The organism is Bacteroidota bacterium (assembly GCA_016720935.1).
Lineage (GTDB): Bacteria > Bacteroidota > Bacteroidia > AKYH767-A > 2013-40CM-41-45 > JADKJP01.
Genome location: JADKJP010000004.1, coordinates 492,560 through 516,936, shown reverse-complemented (window position 1 = coordinate 516,936; position 24,377 = coordinate 492,560). Strand labels below are relative to the sequence as shown.

Below are 24,377 nucleotides of genomic sequence, written 5' to 3'. Positions count from 1 at the left end.
CAGGGTGGAATTAAAAAGGAATAAGTTTCCCTGTTCCGGTAATATCTTCTTTAATGCGATAAGGGTTTCCTGTGTAATAAATATTTCCTGAATAGCGGATTTCAACCTCCAGTTCATGTGTGGCACAAACTTTTAAGTCACCGGTGGAATTGTTTCGCATATAAGTCAGATCTGAAACCAACTTTGAAGCATCAAGGTAGGCGACATCGTTGAAAGCGATATAACTCACCCCGGTTTTTCCCGCTACCCACATATCAATACGTCCGGTATTGTTGTTCAGATGTGAAGTCTGGCAGCTCAGTAAAAGGTCAATACTTCCGGAAGCATTCCAGGAATCAAAAGTAAATTCGTAAGCGTTTAATGTATCCGGACAAGTGATACTGCCATTCCCATAAGTCGCGATGGATTGAAGGCTGTCCACCCCAATTTCTACTGTGTATTTGTTTTTAAAACTCCGGACCCAGTTGCAACGGTTCTCATTGCGGATGTACAATGTACCGTTGCTCAACTCTGTGATGATTCCGTCGATCAAATGAGATCCTGCAGTCACCCGGATATAATGTTCGGATGATTTACGAACAACAAGATCGACACGATCTTTCATGTCTACATGGCTAAACCAACCTGCAGGTCTGTATTCAGTTACTTCATCCCCTGAACTTATGATACAATCCATCATGTGATCTTTTTTGCATGTACTCAACAAAAAGGAAATACTCATTATTAGCAGGATAGATTTCCATCCTGATTTTAGTATCTTATCGTTCATTTGATTCTTGCTCATCTTTTCCCGAATCTCCAGCCGAGACCCCATTCAATAAAATCCGCTTTCGCGTAATGTGTTTTCAGATTCATGCACACAATAAAATTATGTATGTAATACCGGAAGCATATTCTATGATAAAAATTTCCATCTCCCTTCCATTTGGAATAGGGATAGAAACCCATATTGAACATGAGCCCAAGGTTTCCTGCAGCAACCTGATAAGCGCCATATATTCCGGGGCGAAAATTATCGGCAGAAGTAGCCGACAACTGATGGTCGCGCGTCAGTTTTTCCAGAATACTTTCATCATAGAATATATCGATGCCTGCGCCCCAATCACTTCGAGCGGAAATAGCCTGCATCCTTGCGACTGATAATGTTCCGGCAGGATACACTTTTCCGAGTGGAGGGTAAATCTTTTTGAATGCTCCCGCGATGTAAAATTCGATTCTTCCTTTTTTTGTGACAGCAGTTTCCACAGGTTGTTCATGTGCAACCGGATTTCCAAAGTAATGCATGAAGCCAAGATGCGCGGTCGGAATATTGATACCCAGATTGGGCATTGCTGTGCTACCGTTGGAATAATGCGTCAGGCCAATGCCTGCGCTTATAAATGAATGTTCGTTCAGTTTTTTTTCTGTATGAAAATTTAAATGCAATACTCCATTCAGATGAGAACCAATCGCTCCGTTTTTAATCCGATCTTCAATATTAAATATCTTCTCAATCCATCCGAGGCCCATACCATAGCGGAAATACAAATTCCAGTCTTCAGTTCGATGCAGAGGGAAATTGATGAAAGGATAAACTGCGATTCCTTTTCCAAGATAATCCGGACTACCCAAATCGAATGCAGCAATGGTTAGACCAACATCAGGATGCAGAAATCTATCTTCCCAGAATTTCTTGCCTGTTGTTGGTTTCAGGAATGTCACTTCAAGACCGCGCACATGTTCCTGCTGTAAAGGAAGAACTGCTGGTCTGTGCGCCATGACGAATCCATATTCAGCTTTTACTTCAATTCCCCAGGAACCGGGAGTGGAGTCATTCACCAGACCTTTTGCCTCAGCGATTGAAATAAAAAAAAGTAAAATCAGGATCCGGTAGCTCATTCGGCTTTACTGAAATGGATGATGTAAAGATGCTCGTAAATTTCAGAAATTTCTTTTTTTGGAAAGATAGTTTCAATTTTTACTGCAAAGGGATTGCCCTCGTCATATGTCCCTCCTTCAGCATCGATCAAAAATACATCTTTGAATGAACTTAATGAATTGCTGTCAAGATCCTCCGGATGTAAAATGGGATAGATATGATGGTCGTTCAAGAGACTTCTGGTTTCATCCGGCTTAGTGAACCAATCTTTCTCATAGTAATAAACAAAATTTAAATCAAACCATTCGGGGTAAATGTAAATGGCTGTATTCTCACCTGTTCCGGTCCTGACTTTTTCAACTAATTCTTTTACGTTCCGGTTTTTTTCTGATTTGAAGTGATATGAAAAAGCCATTAACAGTGGCAGTAGCATTGCGATTCCGGTGGACCAGGATTTCTTTGGAAAGAGGAAATCTATACTTATTGCGACTAGCAGATAATAGTACAAAGACACAAATATCAGGTACCTGTCAAGAAACAGAGGGATCTTGAATGAGACGAAAAAAATAAAGAGGAAAGGAATGAAAAGAAGAAACAGCAGAATTCTGAATTTGTCGGTTAAGACAACGTTATTTATTTTTTTACGGGAAAATGAAAGATAAATACCAATGAATAAAAGAGCCAACATGATCACAGTATTCACCGGTGTGTTGGAAAAGCGCCAGAACATAGTGTATAAATCCGACCATAAAGGAGGCTGAATCCAGGGTGTATTCCCTGTTGTACTGATAAAACGTTGAATAAGGATTGATATGTATGGAGAGAACAGCAAAATCAAAGCAAAACAGCACCAAAGAGTTTGTTTGAGTAATGATTCACGGAGTTGCTTTAAACTTAGTACAGCAATTAATTGAAAGAAAACAAATACGATTCCGAAGAAGTGAGAATAGAGTAGGAGTACATTCAAAATGATCCAGCTGATCAGAAGTTTTTTTGAACCTGGTGTTTGCTGAAGACAAAAGAAAATATAATTGGAGCAGACAGCAAGGAGGAAGAAAAGAGCATAAACCCTTGCATCCTGAGCATAAAACAAATGTGTATTGGAGAATGAGAATAGCAAACTCGCGATCAGACCTGTTCTCAGATTAAAGAATTTTCTTCCGGTCAGATAAATTATGGCAGCAGCCAATGAACTGAAAACCACGGAAGGGAATCTTGCCGCGAAAGCTCCGATGCCAAATGTACTTGTCCATATTTTCATAAATAGAAAATACAGCGGAGGATTATTTTCACCTCTTAGCATTTCAAAAATTCCTGCAAAGGATTTTTGCGAATGAAAAAGTGTAAATGGTTCGTCAAGCGCCAGGTCGTTGTAAGAGAGAAACCAAAGCTTAAGAATCAGGTTGACAAAAAAAATAAGCAAGGCAAACCAGCTCCCGTATTTCAAGGTGCCGGTGACTGTGTTTTGTGTAGAAAGATTATTTTCCGCTTGCATCGTCCAGTTTGTCCTGTGACTCAGAAACCTTCGATTTTAGTGCTTTCAAATCACGCAGACTTTTTTCTATTTCAACTTTATTTAAAAGCGGACTATTGTTTTTCTCTGCTGCCTGAAGCTCTTCTTCCTTTTTGTCAATTCTTGATTTTATGTCGGCCAGGATTGCTTTGTAGCAATTATTGATTGCATTCAATTGCCTTTTTCGGGATGAATAGGAAGCGAAATTTTCCAGGAATGAAATCCCTTCACTTAAAATCGGATCATCTTGAGTAGAAAGATATTTTCCAAAATTGTTAAGGATTTGGTAGTTGTACCATCCACGACTTTTTCGCAGTGCTTTTGTAAAATAAGGTATGTGATTTTTATTCGGATGAGCCGCATAGAAAGATGTGAGTTCCATAAAAATGTCAGAACTTGAATCTGCCTCCAATTCAACAGCGACTTTGAATGCCTTGTCGGGATCTTTATCGGAAATGATTTTGAACGCTCTTGCATTCACCTGGTAGGAGCTGTCTTTCAACCCGGCTTCAATTTCTTTTTCCAAATCGTGGTATTTATAATATTTACCCAAAATCTTATAGGAAGCTTCACGTACATCAGAAATTGAATCGTGTTGTGCTAATTGAAGAATGACGGGCAGCAGGCTATCACCCATATTTTTTGCAAGTTCGTCGATGTTGTCGAGAGCCGTCAGCCTGATTTTCCAGGATGGATCTTTGAGCGCGTCCAGCACTACCTGTGCTTCAGGAGTTCCTGTTCGGTAACCATCGGCGAGTTTTACGAGCGCTTCGAACCTGTCAAGATAAAGTGGTGCATGATAAAACTGAAAAAGAAAAGCGGATTTTTCTTTTTTGTCTTTCTTGGTGCACAGCAACATTTTTTCCGCGTCAACATTGACAAGATCCGGACGGGAGGGAACTGTAAAAGTAAATTCCTGTCGCGCGCTGTCAATCACAATTCTTGTTCGTTCCACTTTTCCCTGATAATAGAAATCAACATCCAGTGGAATTCTGTACAAAGGATTCTTGTCAAGTTCCTGGGTTTGTTCAATTGTAATGCTTTGTTGCAAGGCTACTTCATCCCAATTGTATTGGATAGTGATGGCAGGTCTTCCGGGGGAAAGAAACCATTGATTGAAAAACCAGTTCAGGTCTTCACCGGTGATTTTCTCAAAAGCCATTCTCAGATCATGTACTTCCACAGAAGAAAACCGGTGTGAGTCCAGGTATAGTTTTAATGCGGCAAAAAAGGCGTCGTCTCCAACGTATTTCCGAAGCATGTGTAATACCCTTCCACCTTTGTTATACGAAATGGCATCGTACATATCTTCACGATCCTCGTAATTAAAACGAATCAAAGCGGGGTCGTTCTTTGTGGTTGATAACAAGTAGCCTGTTTGTTCACCCTGATTACTTCTGTCGGCATCATCGCGGCCATATTTGTATTCTCTCCAGAGATACTCACTATAATTCGCGAAACCTTCGTTGAGAGTAAGGTTCGACCAGGATTCACATGTTACGAGGTCTCCAAACCAATGATGAAACAATTCATGAGAAATGTAATCTTCATAATTTCCATCAAGGTATTCTCTGGAATCCTGTTGCATATTCACGCCATGAACGACGGCAGTGGTGTTTTCCATCGCACCGCTCACATAATCATGAACAACAATCTGACTGTATTTCTCCCAAGGGAAATCAACTTTGAGTTTGTTGGAAAAGAATTCGATCATCTCCGGAGTTTTTCCAAAGATCATCTTCGCGTATTTTTCGTAGGGTTTGTCGAGATAATAACTTACTTCAATGTTTCTCCATTTGTCTTTCACCACCGCGTAATCACCTGCCGCAATCATGGTCAGATACGGCGCTGCAGGCAAACTTTGTTTCCAGTAATCGGTTTTGGTGCCGTCTCCATTATATGTCGTTGACAGCAACAAACCATTCGAAAGTGTCTGATATGCACTGTCGACAGTCAGGTAAATTTCCTGCGTCATTTTTTGATCAGGAGATTCAATGGTTGGAAACCAAACTGAATTTGATTGTGTTTCACCCTGCGTCCAGAACTGCCTTGGCTTGTCCGGATTTTTTCCATCCGCGTTGATAAAATAAAAACCCTTGTCGCTGTTGATGGCCGCACTTCCGCCGGTTTTCAGTTCATCGGGTTTCGCGGTGTATTCAATATAGATCGAAAAGACGTCATTCTTTGAATAAACCCTGTCAAGTCGGATACACAAAAGATCATCGGAATAGGTATAAGCAAGATCTTTTTTTGTGTTATCGGAATTTTGTATGGAAACTTTTTGAATGGACATCCCCCTGGCATTCAGACAAACACTATCAGATGGATAAAAATGCTGATGAAGATTTATCGTCGCTTTCCCGTAAACAAATTTTTTATTCCAGTCGGGTTTAATTTCCAGTTTGGTATGAATCAGATCAGTGTACCTGGTATAGGTTGCTCTGTAAACTTCAAGCTCAGGATTCTTTTCCTGTACGTCTATTTTTTCTTTCGTTGTCGCGGTTCCGGAAGGCTGCTTCGTTGTCGAACAGGAAGTCCACAGGACTATCGCGAAGAAGGTCAACAGGTATTTTTTCATCATCATAATTGCTTCAAAGATAGAAATTGCCTTGTTCCGCAAAGCTTTGGGTGGTCTAGCTTTCGGAAAAATTGTATCTTTGTTACATGTATAAAGTACTGGTAAATAATCAGGAATTCAAGGTGGAGTACGACTCTACCCATCAATCCATCAATGGTCAGCCTTTTCATGCTGATGTTCTGGAATTCAACAAAGGGAAATTCCATATTCTCCGGGACAACAAATCATACATTGCTGAAATTATTGAGGTTAAACCGGAGGAGAAATTGTTTGTAATAAAAGTTAACAATTCAGTTTATTCTCTTTCTGTAAGGGATAAATACGACGATTTATTGAAGGAAATGGGCATTGATTTGAGTGCCGGTCCGAAGTTGAACGACATGAAGGCCCCAATGCCCGGACTTGTATTGAATGTACTTGTGGAAAGCGGTCAAACGATAAAAAAAGGAGACGCGATCGTTGTTCTGGAAGCCATGAAAATGGAAAATATCCTGAAATCGCCTGCTGATGGCATTGTAAAAAAGGTTCATGTCACCAAAGGCGACAAAGTCGAGAAAAATCAGGTGATGGTCAATTTTGGCTAAAATTGACAGTTTTAAGCGAATTTTTGATAAACTTTTCCATTTTTTAGAAGTAAAATATAACATCCTGTGCGTTTTGCGGGGATGTGAAGACAGAATCAAGGGAGGAACATGCCCTTTAATTCAGTTTTATTTTCCTGCATAGCACTTTATATGATTGCTCTTTATCGCGGAGCTCATCATATGTTTATCATTGAATGGATATACATTGTTCCATGTTTATTTCATTGCGGTTTAAATTTTTGTTTTTCCCATTAAAATGAAAAATCTCATCAGGGTTTCTTTCTTCGGATTCTTTCAGTTGCTGACTATTATAAGTTTTGCTCAGACATTTTCTGGAGGTGGAGGAACAATCCTAACTCTCATTGATACTTCAAGATTTAATATTCCTGTAAGTGGTCTTGCCTCGAATATCGATTATCATTTTGGATTGGAATCGGTGACCATTAACATCACACATACACAAGACAGAGATATTGATTGTTATCTCGCGGCTCCGGATGGAACTCGAATAGAACTCACTACCGACAATGGAGGTACAGGCGATAATTACACAAATACTACTTTCAGACATGATGCATCTCAGTCAATAACCGCCGGTAGTGCACCCTTCAGTGGGACCTATGCTCCCGAACAAAATCTCTGGGGTGTAAACAACGGACAGAATGGAAACGGAACCTGGCAGTTACGTGTTATCGATGATTCGAACAATGGAATTACCGGTTCAGTTGTGAGCTGGAGCATTACTTTCGGAAACAATCCTGCTCATCCTTTTATTTTTGATCAAAGTAATTTACCGATTTTCGTCATCAACACAAATAGTCAGACAATCAGTGATGCGCCTAAAATTATTTGTGATCTCGGTGTAATCGATAATGGAACTGGCAACAGAAATCATCTGACAGATGCATACAACGGGTACAATGGTAAAATAGCGATTGAAATCCGCGGTTCAAGTTCCCAAATGTTTCCTAAAAAATCCTATGGTTTTGAAACTCGCGATGCAAGTGGGCTTTTAAAGAATGATGTTTCCATTGCTGGTCTCCCTATTGAACACGATTGGATCCTTAGCGCGAATTATACCGATAAATCTTTTTGCAGAAATGTATTGTCCTACCAACTTGCTAATGAAATGGGTCATTACGCGGTGCGTACAAAATATGTAGACCTGGTGATCAATGGTGAATACGTGGGAGTATATGTATTCATGGAAAAAATCAAGAGAGATAAAAACAGATTGGATTTAAAAAAGCTGTATACGTTTGAAACCACTTATCCGGATGTTTCAGGTGGTTACATTATAAAAATTGATAAAACGACCGGTACAGGGGGTTCCGGATGGACATCTCCGTACCCTCCGCCAAATCATGCAAACGGACAAACGACATATTATCAATACGATTATCCGGATCCGGATAGTATTGTGCCTCCACAGAAAGCTTATATCCAAGCTTACGTAGATAGCTTTGAAAGGGCACTCAACAGTTCCGCCTTCATGGACAGTACGAATGGTTATGCACAGTACATTGGAAATACTTCTTTCATTGATTATTTCCTGTCGAACGAAATCAGTAAAAATGTAGATGGTTACAGAATCAGTACTTACCTGTATAAAGACCGTGAGAAAACTTTAAAGACAGGCCCAGTCTGGGATTATGATATCGCATTCGGTAACGCGAATTATTGCGGTGGTGATGATACCACCGGATGGGCTTACCAGTTCTCCTGCACCAGCGATGGTTATCAGCCTCCGTTCTGGTGGCAACGCATGATGCAGGATTCCAACTATACCAATCAGTTGAAATGCCGCTGGCAAAATCTGAGGAGCACGGTGTTGGATAAACAACATATCTATTCCATCATCGACTCCATCGCGAATGTTCTGAATGAAAGTAAAGACTGGAACTTTACCGTGTGGCCGATTCTTGGAACGTATGTATGGCCAAACCCTTCTCCTTATCCGACAACATACGCCGGTGAAATACAGAATCTGAAAAACTGGGTGAATACAAGATTGGCCTGGATGGATAATAATATTCCGGGTCGTTGCAATTGTTCTGTTTCATCCGGACAACAAAATGTATCCTGTGTGAATGCATGTGATGGTGTAGCCTGGGCATCAGGTGTGAGTCCATATCAGAAAACATATTCCTGGGATACGGGAGTCACAAAAGATACTATTTCTCTACTTTGTCCGGGGCCTTATGAAGTCACGTTAGAAGATGCAGTGGGCTGTCGGCGTACGACTGTAATTACAATTACGGAACCGACATCTGTTACAGTCAATACTTCCGCTACCTCTGCAAGTTGTAGCGGAAATGGTTGCAACGCATCTGCTACCGCGACAGGTGGAGGAGGAACTCCTCCTTATACCTATGCGTGGGCAGACGGACAAACAACTGCAACTGCTACGGGCTTATGTGCAGGAACAATACGTGTAGTGGTTACTGATTCCCGTGGCTGTAAAGATTCCGCTGATGTTTTTATCAGCAATCCTGTTGCACCTGTTGTGTCGCAGGGAAGTTTGAATAATGTTACCTGTAATGGAGCTGCAAACGGAAGCGCGAGTGTGTTGGTGTCCGGCGGAAATCCTCCTTATACTTATGCATGGTCTCCCTCAGGTGGCAATCAAAGTACAGCGACAGGTTTGGCTCCCGGAGTTTATGAAGCTGCGGTCACTGATGCAGTGGGCTGTGAAGACAGAATAGAATTTACTATTACCGAACCAACTGTTGTAAGTGTTTCAACAAGCGGCACAAATCCTTCCTGTTTTCAGGGGAACAATGGTACAGCCTTAGCCAATGTTAGCGGTGGTACCTCTCCATATTCATACTCCTGGTCACCTTCCGGTGGTTCAGCTTCATCAGCAACGCAATTACAGGCAGGAGTATATACAGTTACTTCAACCGACGCTTCCGGATGTACTGCAACTGCTACTGTAAGTCTCTCTGCACCTTCCGCTGTTTCTGCAACTGCCGGTTCTCAAGCAGCAACCTGTTTTGGGTCTGCCAATGGAAGTGTTTCGGTGAATGTGAGCGGAGGAACAGGTGCTTACACCTATCATTGGTTCCCGGGAAATTCTACACTCGCATCAGTCACAGGATTGGTCGCGGGGAATTATACAGTTACGGTTACAGATGCAAATAATTGCACAGGCACAAGTCAGGCCGGTGTTACACAACCAACAGCAATTTCGTTGAATGTTTCTTCCACGCCTTCCAATTGTGGACAGGCAGATGGCACTGCCGATGTCATCGCTTCAGGAGGAACTTCATCTTATAGTTATCAATGGTCTCCTTCAGGTGGAAATGCATCCTCAGCCACGAATCTCGGAGCAGGAACCTATACGGTGACCGTTACTGACGCGAACAATTGTTCCGCAACAGCAACTGTTTCTGTTTCGAATTCTTCCGGATTAAACACAAGCATACAATCACAAACAAATGTTTCATGCTTCGGTGGTTCAAATGGAAGCGCAGCAATCCTTGCAACAGGAGGCGCAACACCGTATACATATAACTGGTCGCCATCGGGTGGAACCAATGCTTCGGCCACTGGTTTGAGTGCAGGTACCTATGTGATCACTGCAACAGACATGAATGGATGCTCCAGTTTACAACAAATCACCATCACGCAACCGACTGCTATTTCTTTGACAATGCAAACCACTCCTGCAACTTGTTTCGGTACATCTACAGGAACAATATCGGTGCTTGCAAGTGGTGGATCTTCCGCTTATACGTATGTCTGGAACCCGCTCATTGGTTCCGGCGGCTCGGGTTCAAATTCTGTATCTGCAGGCAATTATACCGTTACCGTAACAGATCAGAGGGGTTGCACGGCTTCTTCTTCTGCTACTGTCACACAACCCAACGCATTATCCGTTTCACTGACAGCTAACCCGGCACGATGTGGATTGGATAATGGATCGATTTCATCGAATGTAAGCGGAGGAACAGGAACATATCATTACATCTGGACGCTGACAGGCGATACTCTGAGCACAATTCAAAATCTTGCCGCAGGAACTTATACTGTCACAGTTACCGATGCAAATGCATGTACGACCACAGCTTCCGCAACAGTTGTTGCCAATACTTCTCCGCAACTCGTTCTTGCTTCTGTGCATGAACTGACTTGTAATGGAAATTCAGATGGATCGCTTAGCGTCTCTGTCAATGGTGGTACTCAGCCAATGTCCTATGCATGGACACCAAATGTTTCCACTACAGCTGCTGCAAGCGGTCTTTCAGCGGGATTGTACAGTGTCATCGTAACCGACGCCAACGCATGCCGCGACTCGATCGGAATTTTACTTGATGAACCGGCTCCGCTGGCAGTATTGATGTCGCCTAACAATGTAAATTGTTTCGGTGCAATGGATGGATTTATTTATGCAAATGCCGGTGGTGGAACTCCTCCTTATACTTATGCATGGAATCCCGGCGGACAAACAAATGATTCTGCCGTAAATCTCTCACCCGGGACTTACGATGTGGTAGTGACGGATTCTCTGGGTTGCATCACAACAGCTTCAGCCAGTATTACCGGTCCGGATGAACTTGTGGCCAATGTCATTGCTTCGGATGTAAGTTGCTTCAGTGCCTGCAATGGTTCCGCGGAAGTTGTTGTGTCAGGCGGTGTTCAGCCTTATTATTTCAATTGGTGCAATGGTGATACCGGTACCGTTCAGGCGAATCTTTGTCCGGGTAGCTGCCAGGTCGTTGTCTCCGATGGAAACGGTTGTTTTGTCAATAAAGTATTTTCGATTTCGGAACCAACACCATTAAGCGTCTCACTGCAACACATTGATGCCAGTTGCCACAATTGCAGCGATGGAAGTGCTGCCGCGACAGTTTCGGGGGGATTGCCTCCGTATATTTATTTGTGGACACCATCCGGACAAACAAGCGCTCAGGCAATAAATCTGCCCGGCGATTTGTATACCTTGTGTGTGACTGACAGCGGTAATTGCACTCAGTGCGATACAGTGAGAGTGATGGATGGAATCATTGGTATAGAAGAAATAAAGAACACAACCGCTTTGTATATTTTCCCAAATCCTTTTGATCAATTCACAACCTTCGTTTTTGGTTTGAGTCATGCACAGCATGTGAGCATTGAAATCACGGATCTTGCCGGACAGTTCGTTGAACATGTCGTAGACGCGAACCTTGCCGGAGGAGAACAAATTGTTCGTTTCGATGCGGGACGTCTGAGTTCCGGAATTTATCTTTATCGCTTCCAGACAGAAGAACGAACCCAGACAGGGCGATTGTCTGTGACCAGATAAATTTTTTTGTGCTTGTTTTTTTAGCCAAGGGAATACATCCTTTGCGACTTTTTATAATTTTTTTTGCATTTGGATTCAGCATTCAATTTTGGTGAATTCTGATTCAGAAAATTTCCTTTCTCTAGGAAAAGTCGTAAAAAAAATTTATTTTGCATGTGGTTGCTGCATTTGTTTGCTGCATTTGTTTGCAATATTTTTTATTTGGACTATTTAATTCTTCAGGAACATGCTTAAAACGCGTCTTTCGTTTTTTATTGATGAAGTTTTCAATTTTAAGCTGTTTGCTAGCGTCTTGTTTGAGTTTATTTGCTTTGATTTTTATTCGGATGTAAAGTAAACTACAGAATGAAATTCTTTCCTGCAATTCTTTTTTTAATAAGTAATCTGATGTGCTCAGCTCAAGGTCAGGATAAGATCTGGGTGATGGGTTATGATTGTTGTGTTTCAAATTGGCATGGGATGAATTGGGATTTTAATTCCGGATCGTTAGTGATTGATACCGTAACTCGCTTCATGAACATTGATGTGACAAATGGTGAAATTTCGGATGTTAATGGTAATCTGCTTTTTTATACAAACGGAATTTATATTGCGAATGCCTTAGATGACACAATGTTAAATGGCAGTGGGCTCAATCCTGCTGATTTTACAACTGCACATGCACCGTACGGATTGACGCTCCCTCAAGGAAATTTGGTGGTTCCGTTTCCTGATGACTCAACCAAGTATTATTTATTTCATGAAACGATTGATGATCGATTCAGTTCATATGCATCTTTTTACCTTTATTATTCAATAATTGATATGGCACTTGACAGTGGGCGTGGTGGTGTTATTCAAAAGAATACAGTACTGTTCAATGACAGTTTGGTGCCAGGGAGAATAACAGCATGCAGGCATGCTAATGGTAGAGATTGGTGGGTTGTTACACAGAGATATGGTTATGGTGGTATTTTGGAATATTTAATTACACCATCGGGAATATCAGGACCTTGGAATTTTAACAGCACTTATCATGAAATAGGAGTGGGTCAATGTTTGTTCTCGCCAGATGGATTAAAATTTGCGTATTATGAAGCATATAATGATCTGGATATTTTTGATTTTGACAGATGCACTGGGTCGTTCAGTAATCTCATACATGTAGATATAAACGATGGAGCTAGTCTTGGTGGAGCTGCTTTTTCTAGGAGTGGAAGATATTTGTACTTGACCAGTATGGATTATATTTATCAATTTGATATGTTAGCGTCTAACATTCCGGCCAGTCAATTAACAGTTGCCGTCTGGGATCATTATTATTCTCATGGGTTAGCTGCCGATTTCTACCTTTCATATTTAGCCCCGGATGATAAAATCTATATCAATTGCGGTAATAGTACTACTGAGATGCATGTGATCAATTACCCTGACAGTGCAGGAGTAGCTTGTGATGTTTGTCAGCACTGTGTTTATCTTCCTGCATTCAATGGAGGAACTATTCCTAACTTTCCAAATTATTTCCTCGGAGCGGAAGGCGGGACACTTTGTGATAGTCTACCTACAGATGTTAAGCCATTTGTCGAAAGGCCGATGGAGACTGTACTCTTCCCCAATCCTGTTCGAAATCTTTTATACATCACAATAAACTCTTCGAACTGGAATGAAATTGTTGTTTTTAATATTTTTGGTCAACAGATTTCTGTCCCCATTCACGAAATAAAAAATGGAGAATACGAGGAAATCAATACATCATCATTGACGCCTGGTGTTTATTTCGTTGAATTGAAATCCGGAATCGGTAAAGTTGTAAAGCGGTTTGTGAAGGAGTGATTGTGCTACACCTGAAGCTAAAAGAAATATAAGTACGGTAACCTTCGCCTCTTTACTGTTTTGTAAAGAATAATTTTTATCTTCCTCCTCCGGACTTTCAGTTTCCCGTCAAATTATTCTGCCTTCTGCTTTCATGATGTATAATGATCTCATACAAAGGATGAATAATGCTGAGCAGGCAGCTTATTCTGAATTTGTAAAAATTTTTGGTTCCAAAGTGTACAATACTGTTCTTGGGATTTTGCAAAACAGGGAAGATGCGGAGGATTTGACCCAGGAAATTTTCGTCAGCATTTTTAAATCGATTCATCAGTTCAGGGGTGATTCTAAACTTTCAACCTGGATATACAGGATCACCGTCAGTAAATGCTACGAATTTCTCCGAAAGAAAAACACCAAAAAACGTTTCGTGATTTTTCATCAGCAAAAGGAGGATCAGGAACTTTCGCCTCTGGATACTATCCCCGATTTTGAACACCCCGGAATTCAGCTCGAGAAAAAGGAAATGTCAAGAATTCTCTTTGCCGCTATCGCCAAACTTCCTGAAAACCAAAAGACTGCATTTGTTCTAAGCAAAATTGAAATCCTCTCCTACGCTGAAATCGCGGAGGTGATGGGACTTACTGTATCTTCTGTAGAATCACTTTTGTTTCGCGCAAAACAGAACCTTCAGAAATTGCTCAGGGATTATTATGAAAAAAAGTGAAATCAGGCGCAAGTTTACCGCAGGATTGACATCTAACCATCAGATCCGGTTGATTTACTTTAATCAATCTCCGGATTTATACAACGAATTGAAATGAATATTGAGAATAAAAATTCAATAGATCAGAAAATCGATGCCACGCTTCAAAGTCTTGATGGTTTGCAAAAACCTGAATTGCCTTTGGGTCTGGAGCAGAAAATTATTTCAAAAGTTAACGCTCTTCCTGCTCGAATCTATGACCTTCGTCCGGTTGTAAAATGGGCAATCGCTGCGAGTATTGTGTTATTGGCCGGAATCAATATTTTGTCTATGATTCATTACCAGAAATCCAGCCGCATCACAACGACTCAATCGAGTCCGGTTTACCAGGAATATTTTAGTTACCTCAATTCAATTAATTAAGCGAGGAATGGAAAATTCAAAATTTCTCAAAGTTGTAATTATTATTTTGTTGCTCATTAACCTGGCAACGCTGGGATTTATGTGGACAAGAAAAGGTCCGCCCATGGGTCCGCCTCCTCATCGTGATTTAGTTGAATTTCTGAGTCGTGAATTGAATTTGTCACAGGAACAAAGAGAGAAATTTGAAACATTGAAAAATGAACACCGTGCATCCGTTCAATCCTTACGTGAAAACAGCAGAGAATTACACGACGCGTTTTTTGACATGTTGAGTAAAAATCCTGTCGATAAAGCTCAAGTTGAAGCTATGGCTGATTCCCTGGTGAGTCAGCAGAAACAAATTGAATTGTCAACCTTCTATCATTTTCAAAAAGTGAGAGAAATCTGTACAACTGAACAACAGAAAAAATTTGACGAAGTCATCAATGAAGCTTTGCGAATGATGGCTCCCGGACCGAGGTAAACTCTCGCCTTACCCGAGCTCTACAGCATTACAATTATAAATATCCCCAACCATAAAGACCACTATGAAAAAAACAGTCTTCTCTCTCTTCTTTGCTCTGTCGGCTTTGCTTTCATTCGCCCAAACCCCGGAGATTACAACCTGGGTGCGCAATACAACCGGCGCGACAGGCTACAATGGAATTCAATCCAATGTTCAGGTGGTACAATATTCCACCAACAATGTTTACGTGAGTTGTACCTGCATTCCGGGATACAGTATCGGACCATGGGGCGGAAATCCGAATACTCCGTCAAACCAGAATTTTGTTTTTAAAATCACAAGAAACCCTGTAGAAAATACAGGCACTCCAACAGCTATTGGTTTGGGTCATACCGGTGTCTGGTCCAATGGTGTGAGTGTATTCAATGTTTCCGACGCGATGTCCTATCAAAACCAGGGGATCTGGAACCGCAATGCCTACTATTGGGAAGGACAGGGATTCGACAATTGCCTTGGACATCCACAACAACAGGGAGAATATCATCACCATGTGAGCCCTACCTGTTTGTATGATGATGCTGACAGTACACATCATTCGCCAATTATCGGCTACGCTTTTGATGGTTTCCCGATTTATGGCGCGTATGCTTACACCAATACCAACGGTACCGGTCCGATCAAAAGAATGACCAGCAGTTACGCTTTATCTGCAAATACAACACGTGCTAACGGACCTGCTGTCAATGCGACTTATCCGGCAGGTTGTTTTATCGAAGATCATATTTACACCCCGGGTTCCGGCGATCTGGATCAGAGAAATGGGAGGTTTTGTGTGACACCGGAATATCCTGCAGGAACTTATGCTTATTTCGTGACCATCGACGCGGCTCTCAATCCTGTGTTTCCTTACACCATGTATGGAACGTATTACGGAGTAGTGCAACAGGGAAATACCGGTCCGGGTTCAGGACATGTGACCATTATTGAGCCGACTACTGTCTACAATGGAAGTACTGCAGCTGTGCAGGAGATCACTTCCGGAATTCAATATTCGATGAGTCCAAATCCGGTAAATGAATATGCATTCATTTATATGGATCCTTCCAGTGATAATAATATCCGTGCGGAGTTGTACAATGCACAGGGCAAACTGCTGCAGGTATTTGACAACTGGCAGCCAAGCATCAGCTATACACTTGATTTTACAAAATACCCATCCGGAAATTATTTGCTTCATTTGTCTTCTAAAACACAAAGCCATATTCAAAAAATAGTGGTTGCCAAATAAATTGAAATCTGTTTTCCTGATACGATCCTGCAAAAGAACAAGACAGTATTTTTCTGCTCTTGTTCTTTTGTTTTGTTGCTTTTCCGCGCCAATAAAGGCGCAGAGTGCATTGGAGATTGTGTTGCAACATTTTGCAGGAAACCAGGCACTCAGGCTGGATTCTGGATCCTATACAAATGAATTGGGTCAGCATTTTACAGTAACAAAATTCAAATACTATCTCAGTAATTTCCACCTCAAGAGTGTGGATGGTAAGGAATATAATTCTAAAGAAGTTTTCCTGATTAACGAAGAAGAAGCTTCTACAAAGAAAATTTTTCTTCCGGATGTTCCGGCAGGTAATTATTCTTCGCTTTCCTTTACACTCGGAGTCGACAGTATCCTGAACTGTAGCGGTATTCAATCCGGCGCTCTCGATCCTGTGAACGGGATGTTCTGGACATGGAACACGGGATATATTTTTTTGAAACTGGAAGGAAAATCTCCGGCTTCTAAATCTCCTGCCAATATGTATGAATTTCACGTAGGTGGTTACAAGTCTCCGGCAAATTGTATTCGGAGAATAACTCTGCCGCTTGATCAGAAATCCGTTAAGGAGCCATTAAGACAAATTGTTCTCAGGGCTGATGTTCTTGAATTATTTAAATCACCGGAAAAAGTGGACTTGTCTGTACTTTCATCCGTCACTGATTTTCACAATGCGGAAATGATGGCCGACAATTATTCCGATATGTTTTCTGTCCTTGAGATTCATTGATCGAAAAATGGCTAGACATCTGATTGTATTTTTTTTCCTGATTATTTTTACCGTTTTGTTCGCGGGTTTCATACAGGATAATCCGTATTTCGAAATCCATCCGGAGGATGTGGAATTGAAAATTCCCAAAGGATTTCCCGAACCCTTGTACGATCTGAAGAATAATAAAATCACAGTTGCTGGATTTACGCTTGGGAGAAAATTGTTTTACGATCCCATTCTTTCAAAAGATTATTTCACCAGTTGCGCGAGTTGTCATCAGCGTTTCGCCGCATTTGCCCACATTGATCACGCGCTGAGTCATGGAATGCTGGGACAAATTGGAAAACGAAATGTTCCTGCTTTACAAAACCTGATCTGGAAAGACGCGTTTATGGCGGATGGAGGAATCAATCATCTCGATCTGCAACCTCTGGCGCCGCTGACAAGTCCGATTGAAATGGGGGAGAGCCTGGATACTGTGCTGATGAAATTGCAAAAAGATTCAATCTACCCCGGACTTTTCAAAAAAGCATTTGGAACAACTGACATCACCTCCGAGCGACTGCTAAAATCTCTTTCACAATTTTTAGCGTTGATGGTTTCTTCAAATTCAAGGTTTGATAAATATCTGGAAGGGAAAGAGACCTTTTCTGATCAGGAAACGAGAGGGTTGAATCTGTTCCGAACTAAATGTGAAAATTGTCACAAGGAGCCCTTGTTTACAGATAACTCCTACCGGAACATCGGATTGAAACCCGATTCAGCATTGAAAGATTCTGGACGTGCAGCAATCACCGGGAAGGCGGAGGATTATATGCGTTTCAAAGTTCCTTCCTTGCGTAACGTCGAAAGAACTTATCCATACATGCACGATGGAAGATTCCGGAATCTCAATGAAGTCATGAAGCATTATGCCGAAGGAAAATTTTATACAGATAATTTTGATCAGAGTATCCAGCGTGCCGTGGGCTTGACCGAACAGGAGCAAAGCGATCTGATCGCGTTTCTGAAAACACTCACCGATAATACTTTTTTAATGGATCGTCGGTTTGCCGACCCATCTATGAGATAAATTTTTTTGACTTTTCATAAAGGATTATCTTTTTGCTGACCTTTTGCCTTGAGGTTGGGGCCTTTTGCCTTTGCCTTACTTTGCCTTTGCCTTTGCCTTTTACTTTGCTTTGCTTTTGCCTTTTGCCTAATCAATCCTGCCTCCTTTTCACATTTGCGTATTTACCCCGAAACACGTAGGTTTGAATGTCCAAGAAGACCATTTCTGATGAAAATTCACAACTGCATCCTCATTATCGGATGTTTCCTGCTCTGTTCTTTCAATGTTCTCGCTCAAAAAATCAGCGGTGTTATCCGTGATGGTAAAACCAATGAACCCATTGTAGGAGCGATCGTTACGCTCAAGGGAACCGGCATTGGAAGTGCGACCGATCTGGATGGCAAATTCGAGCTGGACGTAAAACAGGCTCTTCCTGTGACGCTGGTGATCTCCTACGTTGGTTATGAACCTCAGGAATTTAAAGTTGTCTCTGCTGATAAAGGCTTGAATGTAAAACTCAAGTCTAAAGAAGTAGAACTCAAAGGGGTTGAAATTACCGGCAGCCGGATTTCCGAGAAGCAAAAAGAATCTCCGCTTACGGTGGAATCGATGGATATCATTGCCATCAAGGAGTGCGCTCAGACCAGCTTTTACGAAGCCCTGGGAACAATGAAGGGTGTCGATCTTACCAGCGCTTCTCTTGGATTTACCATTGTCAACACCCGCGGATTCAACAGTACCTCCCCTGTACGTTCATTACAAATTATTGATGGTGTCGACAACCAGGCGCCGGGTCTGAATTTCTCCTTGGGAAATTTCCTCGGAAGTTCAGAGCTCGATGTATTGAAAGTCGATCTCGTTGCCGGGGCTAGTTCCGCATATTATGGTCCGAATGCATTCAACGGTGTAATCAGCATGACTACCCGGAGCCCTTTTGTAAAACCGGGTCTGGAAGTTGAACTCAAAACAGGTGAGCGCAGCCTCATGCAGGCGGCAATTCGCTGGGCGCAGGTGTTTAAAAACAAAGCAGGGAAAGAAAAGTTTGGTTATAAACTGAACGCGTTTTACATGCAGGCAAATGATTGGGAAGCCAATAATCTCGCCGCTACACCGCAGTCCAAGAACAAAGAAAATAATCCCGGTGGTTATGACGCGGTGAACCGTTATGGTGATGAATACAACAGCCAGAACGACGCTTCCGCGATTGCAACGCTTCGCCCGGGTCTTGGCATCTGGTACCGCAGTGGTTACGAAGAGAAAGATATTGTTGATTACGGAACAAAAAATCTGAAATTAAATGCTGCATTGCATTACAAGGCAACAGAGAAAACAGAAATAATTTTGTCTTCAAATTTTGGAAATGGTACAACTGTTTACCAGGGAGACAATCGTTATAGTCTGAAAGATATTTTCTTTTACCAGCAACGCCTTGAAGTAAGACAGGAAGGAAAATTCTTTGTGCGTATGTATGCCACAAATGAAGACGCGGGAAATTCCTACGATGCTTTTCTTACCGCATTGCTTTTGCAGGATGCCGCAAAAAGCGACAGTCGCTGGGCTCAGGATTACAGCAATCACTGGAATACAACCTATGGAACAAAAGTTCGTCAATTGCCGGGTTATCCCACTCCTTCGCAATATCCGTCTTACACAGACTATGTAAATGCAATCAATCCATGGCTGTTCGCGAACTACCCTGATTCGATGTACAAATACCACAACGAGACGCGTGCATACGCGGATCAGACTGTAACCACAGCAGGACAGTTCCCGCGTTTTGAACCGGGCACGGCGGCCTTTGATTCGGCCTTTCATGCCATTACAAGTACGCTTTATTCCGAAGGCGGATCACGCTTCTACGACAAATCAGCATTGTATCACATGCATGCGGAATACAAATTCACACCAAAGATCATGGAGATCACCGTTGGTGGAAACTTCCGTGAATACCGTCCTGATTCCAGAGGTACCATTTTCCGTGATACGGGTGGTTATGTGATCAAAAATCGCGAATTTGGATTTTATGCAGGTTTGCAAAAGCGGTTCATCGGTGATAAACTGAAAGTAGATCTCACCGCCCGTCTCGATAAAAATGAAAACTTCAATTACCTTTTTTCACCGGCTTTAAGTGGTGTGTATACCATCAATCCCGCGCAGATTGTAAGGATTTCTTTGTCCTCCGCGATCCGGAATCCTACTCTTGCTGATCAGTATTTGTATTACAATGTTGGTCGCGCATTGCTCGTTGGAAACCTCACAGGGTTTGATTCTCTCGTCACGATTGAAAGTATGCTGAATGCATTCAATTCTCAGAATCCGGACACTCTTGTGTATTTTAATGTTGATCCTATTCGTCCGGAAGAAGTGAAAACGGTTGAATTGGGTTACCGAACCACGCTTTTCAAAAATTTATATGTCGATATGGTCGCCTATTACAGCTGGTATAAAAAATTTATCGGTTATAAAATCGGAGCCTCTGTTGATTATGTACAGGCTGTTAATTTGTTTAACCTGAATAATATTTATCGTGTCGCCACCAATTCAAAAGATCGGGTTACGACCCGTGGAGTTTCCATCGGCATGACCTATTACTTCAAAAAGTTTTTTGCTCTCAACGGGAATTATTCCTACAACCTTTTGGACCGCGGAGGTTCAACAGATCCTTTGATTCCTGCATTCAATTCACCGGAGCATAAATACAATGTCGGATTCAGTGCACGTGATCTGGATGTTTATCTTTTCAATAAAGTCCATATCAAAAATGTTGGGTTTAACATCAATTACAAATGGATAAAAGGCTTCAATTTTGAAGGATCGCCTCAATTCACCGGATTTGTTCCAACATACGATTTGGTAGATGCCCAGGTGTCCTACAAAATCCCTAAAATTCACACGACGCTCAAGCTTGGCAGTTCAAATCTGCTCGACAATCGAAAATTCACTGTTTATGGTGGTCCTGAAGTCGGCAGAATGGCTTATTTTTCTGTGTTGGTGGAATTGACCAAATAATCTTTTTATTTGAATTGTTGTGGTAATTGCTTTGAGCAGAAAGCAATAGGTATTTATTTGAATTGAGCCAAAATTCTGTTAAGTTTGCCTTAAAGAAAAAAACACCATGAGAAAACCATTACTTACTTTACTTTTAGTCGTTGGCTTGTCCGCAATGAGCGGTACATTATTCGCCCAACGCTTTGTAAGTGAAGTATTCAGTTCAGTGAATGTAACTCCCAACATCACTTACGGACAGAATATTTCCTTCCTGACAGGAACAGCAGATACTATCGATCTTAAAGCCGATGTATACGAACCTGTTGGTGACACGATGGGTGCACGCCCTACAGTGATCATGATCCATACCGGTAGCTTCCTTCCGATTTTCTACAACGGACAGGCAACAGGTATTAAGACCGACAGTACTATCACAGAAATGTGCCGTCAGTTTGCACGTCGTGGTTACACGGCTATCGCAATGGATTACCGTTTGGGCTGGAACCCTGCAGCTTTGGGTTCAGCAGGACAGGATATCCGTACCGGAACTTTGTTACAGGCTGTATACCGTGCTTTGCAGGACGTAAAGGCCTGCGTACGTTATTTCCGTAACGACGCGAACAACACCAATACCTATCACATCGATGAAACCCAATTCATTCTCGGTGGAGCAGGTTCCGGTGGTTATGTTGCGATGGCTTATGTTACGCTCAACAATACAGGACAAATTTCACTTCCGAAATTCCTTGCGGCAACAACCAATGCATCTTATGGCTTTACTGCCGGTCAATCTTATATCAACCAGGCTATCTGGGGTGATTTCGATGGTTATGGCGGTGCTCCTGGTTACAACCTGGGTACTAACACTCCCGGAGTTGACAACAGCGTATCATTCGTGTTCAACATGGGTGGTGCATTGGGTGACAGTTCATGGTTACAAGCCGGACCAAATGTTCCGATCATAGCTTTCCACGTCGTGAATGATCCATTCGCTCCGTATAAAGATGGTCCGGTTATCGTTCCAACAACCGGCGACTTTGTGGTTGATGTAAGCGGTAGCTGGCGTGTGGTGCGTATTTCCGATTCACTGGGTAATAACTCCGCTTTCCAAAACAATACATGGACAGATCCTTACACAACACGTGCAAATCAGATTAACGATGGCTATGATGGTTTGTTCCCATTTGAAATGGCTGACCCTCCGGGCCCTGCAACAGGACAAGCTGGTCCTTGGGAATGGTATGATTCAACAACTGTGTACATGACTGCAATGTTCGGTCTTGGTTTTACTCAGGGTCATTGCGATACTATCTGGTACAATTCACTTGCTACCAATCCTGACATGAGCCGTAACAAAGCGCTTGCTTACATTGATACCATCATGGGTTATCTGAATCATCGTGTTGCAGTATCATTGAACCTGACAACAGGAATCGATAATTCATCTTTCATTCAAAGTACTTTGAAGGTGTATCCGAATCCTGCTACAGACATGATCCAGATTGATGCATCTGCTTCGAAGACTCCGGTTCGCAGTATCAATATGTATGATATTTCAGGTCGCCTGGTTCGTTCACTCGATCGACTGGATGACATGAAACTCATGCTTGATGTCCGCAACCTTGACGCGGGAGCTTATTTTATGAATATCAAATTTGATAGCGGACAGGTGATTGAGAAAATCACGATCCAATAATCAAGAGTATTAATTTAAAAAGGCCGCCGGAATTATTTCCGGCGGCCTTTTTTGTTTGGTTTAATTCAGATATCCGGATTTCCGTGAAAGTGGATTTGCAACTCAATGAATATTCAATACCTTTCCTCTAAATTCCTCTTCACATGTTCAAATCTACATTCCTTGCTTTCTTGTTATTATCTGTCTGCATGATCTCATCAGCACAGCGCTTCACCTATTGTGGATCCGCCAGGTATGACACAGAAGTTTTTTCAACAGTAAAACTTACATCCAATATCACCTATGGTTCCAATGTGGATAATACCGGCGCAACCACCACACTGACTATGGATATTTACGAACCGGATTCAGACACGGTGGCTGTGAGACCCCTGATCGTTTGGGCGCATGGTGGAAGTTTTATGGGTGGAACAAAAAATGACGGAGATGTTACCAGTTTGTGTAATCACTTTGCTAAGCGCGGTTATGTTTGTATTTCGATTAATTATCGTTTAGGCATCAGTATTCCCCCAAACCAGACCGGCGCGACACAAGCTGTTTACCGCGCTGTACAGGACATGAAAGCGGCTATTCGATTCATGAGAAAAGACGCGGCAACTAGCAATGTCTATAAAGTAGATACGAATTTTATTGTCGCGGCAGGAAGTTCCGCCGGCGCGTTTACCGCATTGCATCTCGCTTATCTGGATGATGTGAGTGAATTGCCCGCGCAAATTGACACAACGGTTTTGGGCGGAATGGAAGGCAATAGCGGTAATCCCGGTTATTCATCACAAGTCAACGCCGTCGTGAATTTATGCGGAGCTCTGGGAAATAAAACCTGGCTGCATCCCGGCGACGAGCCGCTTTGTAGTATGCATGGTACCAATGACAATGTGGTTCCTTATGCTACCGCTATGTTGTATCTGTTGAATATCTGGTCCATCATGGTAGTTGATGGCAGTTATTCAGTCAATGATTACGCGAATACTATTGGTCTGGACAATGTGATGTATACCTATTACGGACAGGATCACGTTCCTTATGCAGGGAGTCTCGCTTACATGGATACAACAGTACGTTTCGTAAGTAATTTTCTCTACGAACAACTCGGTTGTACACCTACAGATCCATTGCCATTGCCAAATACATTCCCAAGTACAGGTGTCGCATCTTCCGTATCAGTTGGATCTGATCTTTCCGTTTATCCAAATCCTGCTTTGAATCAATTTACAGTTGAATTGCAAAACAAAGTGGATCGGATGCTGGAAGTAAGAATCATCAATTCAACAGGACAAATCATTCAGTCCATTCATGTTGATCAGAATAAAATTTCAATTCCCGTTAATGAAACAGCGGCAGGAATATATCTGATTCAGGTTATCGGAGAAAAGAATAATTATCTAAGCCGGATCAGCTTACATTAAAGTGTTCTGACAAATATAAAT

General features: G+C 42.0%; 16 protein-coding genes. 12 read left to right on the top strand and 4 right to left on the bottom strand.

Annotated features, from left to right (window positions below; genetic code table 11):
* Positions 1-10 precede the first annotated feature (10 nt).
* The 4 genes from IPP86_06185 to IPP86_06170 are packed head-to-tail and all read right to left on the bottom strand — an operon-like array spanning position 11 to position 5,949.
* Positions 11-784 carry a DUF2807 domain-containing protein gene (locus IPP86_06185; protein MBL0138106.1) on the bottom strand — a complete coding sequence of 258 codons (774 nt, stop codon included), beginning with the start codon at positions 782-784 and terminating at the stop codon, positions 11-13.
* Positions 781-1,878, bottom strand: coding sequence for an acyloxyacyl hydrolase (locus IPP86_06180; protein ID MBL0138105.1), 1,098 nt, complete (start codon positions 1,876-1,878; stop codon positions 781-783). Before IPP86_06180 ends, IPP86_06185 begins: the two co-directional genes overlap by 4 nt.
* A complete protein-coding gene (locus tag IPP86_06175) occupies positions 1,875-3,353 on the bottom strand; it encodes a glycosyltransferase family 39 protein (GenBank protein MBL0138104.1) in 1,479 nt (492 codons plus the stop codon). Before IPP86_06175 ends, IPP86_06180 begins: the two co-directional genes overlap by 4 nt.
* A complete protein-coding gene (locus IPP86_06170; protein MBL0138103.1) occupies positions 3,337-5,949 on the bottom strand; it encodes a M1 family peptidase in 2,613 nt (870 codons plus the stop codon). Before IPP86_06170 ends, IPP86_06175 begins: the two co-directional genes overlap by 17 nt.
* Before the next feature lie 86 nt (positions 5,950-6,035).
* Here IPP86_06170 and IPP86_06165 point away from each other — a divergent pair, with 86 nt between their 5' ends.
* From IPP86_06165 to IPP86_06110, 12 genes are all read left to right on the top strand, one after another.
* Entirely contained in the window at positions 6,036-6,533 is a 498-nt protein-coding gene (locus tag IPP86_06165) for a biotin/lipoyl-binding protein (GenBank protein ID MBL0138102.1), read from the top strand.
* A 256-nt stretch (positions 6,534-6,789) separates the two neighbouring features.
* Positions 6,790-11,823, top strand: coding sequence for a CotH kinase family protein (locus tag IPP86_06160; GenBank protein ID MBL0138101.1), 5,034 nt, complete (start codon positions 6,790-6,792; stop codon positions 11,821-11,823).
* Positions 11,824-12,210: 387 nt separating this feature from the next.
* A complete protein-coding gene (locus tag IPP86_06155; protein ID MBL0138100.1) occupies positions 12,211-13,635 on the top strand; it encodes a T9SS type A sorting domain-containing protein in 1,425 nt (474 codons plus the stop codon).
* 136 nt (positions 13,636-13,771) lie between these two features.
* Positions 13,772-14,341 carry an RNA polymerase sigma factor gene (locus tag IPP86_06150; protein ID MBL0138099.1) on the top strand — a complete coding sequence of 190 codons (570 nt, stop codon included), beginning with the start codon at positions 13,772-13,774 and terminating at the stop codon, positions 14,339-14,341.
* A gap of 93 nt (positions 14,342-14,434) precedes the next feature.
* The gene (locus IPP86_06145; protein ID MBL0138098.1) at positions 14,435-14,743 is read left to right on the top strand and encodes a hypothetical protein; all 309 of its coding nucleotides are present in this window, start codon (positions 14,435-14,437) and stop codon (positions 14,741-14,743) included.
* Positions 14,744-14,750: 7 nt separating this feature from the next.
* A complete protein-coding gene (locus IPP86_06140) occupies positions 14,751-15,206 on the top strand; it encodes a periplasmic heavy metal sensor (protein ID MBL0138097.1) in 456 nt (151 codons plus the stop codon).
* 64 nt (positions 15,207-15,270) lie between these two features.
* Complete coding sequence (locus tag IPP86_06135) at positions 15,271-16,476, top strand: YHYH protein (protein MBL0138096.1); 1,206 nt, start codon at positions 15,271-15,273, stop codon at positions 16,474-16,476.
* 1 nt (position 16,477) lies between these two features.
* Positions 16,478-17,233, top strand: coding sequence for a hypothetical protein (locus IPP86_06130; protein MBL0138095.1), 756 nt, complete (start codon positions 16,478-16,480; stop codon positions 17,231-17,233).
* 7 nt (positions 17,234-17,240) lie between these two features.
* Positions 17,241-18,287: a c-type cytochrome gene (locus IPP86_06125; protein MBL0138094.1), complete on the top strand. Its 1,047-nt coding sequence runs from the start codon at positions 17,241-17,243 to the stop codon at positions 18,285-18,287.
* Between the two features lie 207 nt (positions 18,288-18,494).
* Positions 18,495-21,275, top strand: a complete 2,781-nt coding sequence (locus IPP86_06120; GenBank protein ID MBL0138093.1) for a TonB-dependent receptor — start codon at positions 18,495-18,497, stop codon at positions 21,273-21,275.
* Positions 21,276-21,381: 106 nt separating this feature from the next.
* On the top strand, positions 21,382-22,950 hold the full coding sequence (locus IPP86_06115) for a T9SS type A sorting domain-containing protein (protein ID MBL0138092.1): 1,569 nt from the start codon (positions 21,382-21,384) through the stop codon (positions 22,948-22,950).
* Positions 22,951-23,093: 143 nt separating this feature from the next.
* Entirely contained in the window at positions 23,094-24,356 is a 1,263-nt protein-coding gene (locus IPP86_06110; GenBank protein ID MBL0138091.1) for a carboxylesterase family protein, read from the top strand.
* The last annotated feature ends 21 nt before the right edge of the window (positions 24,357-24,377 follow it).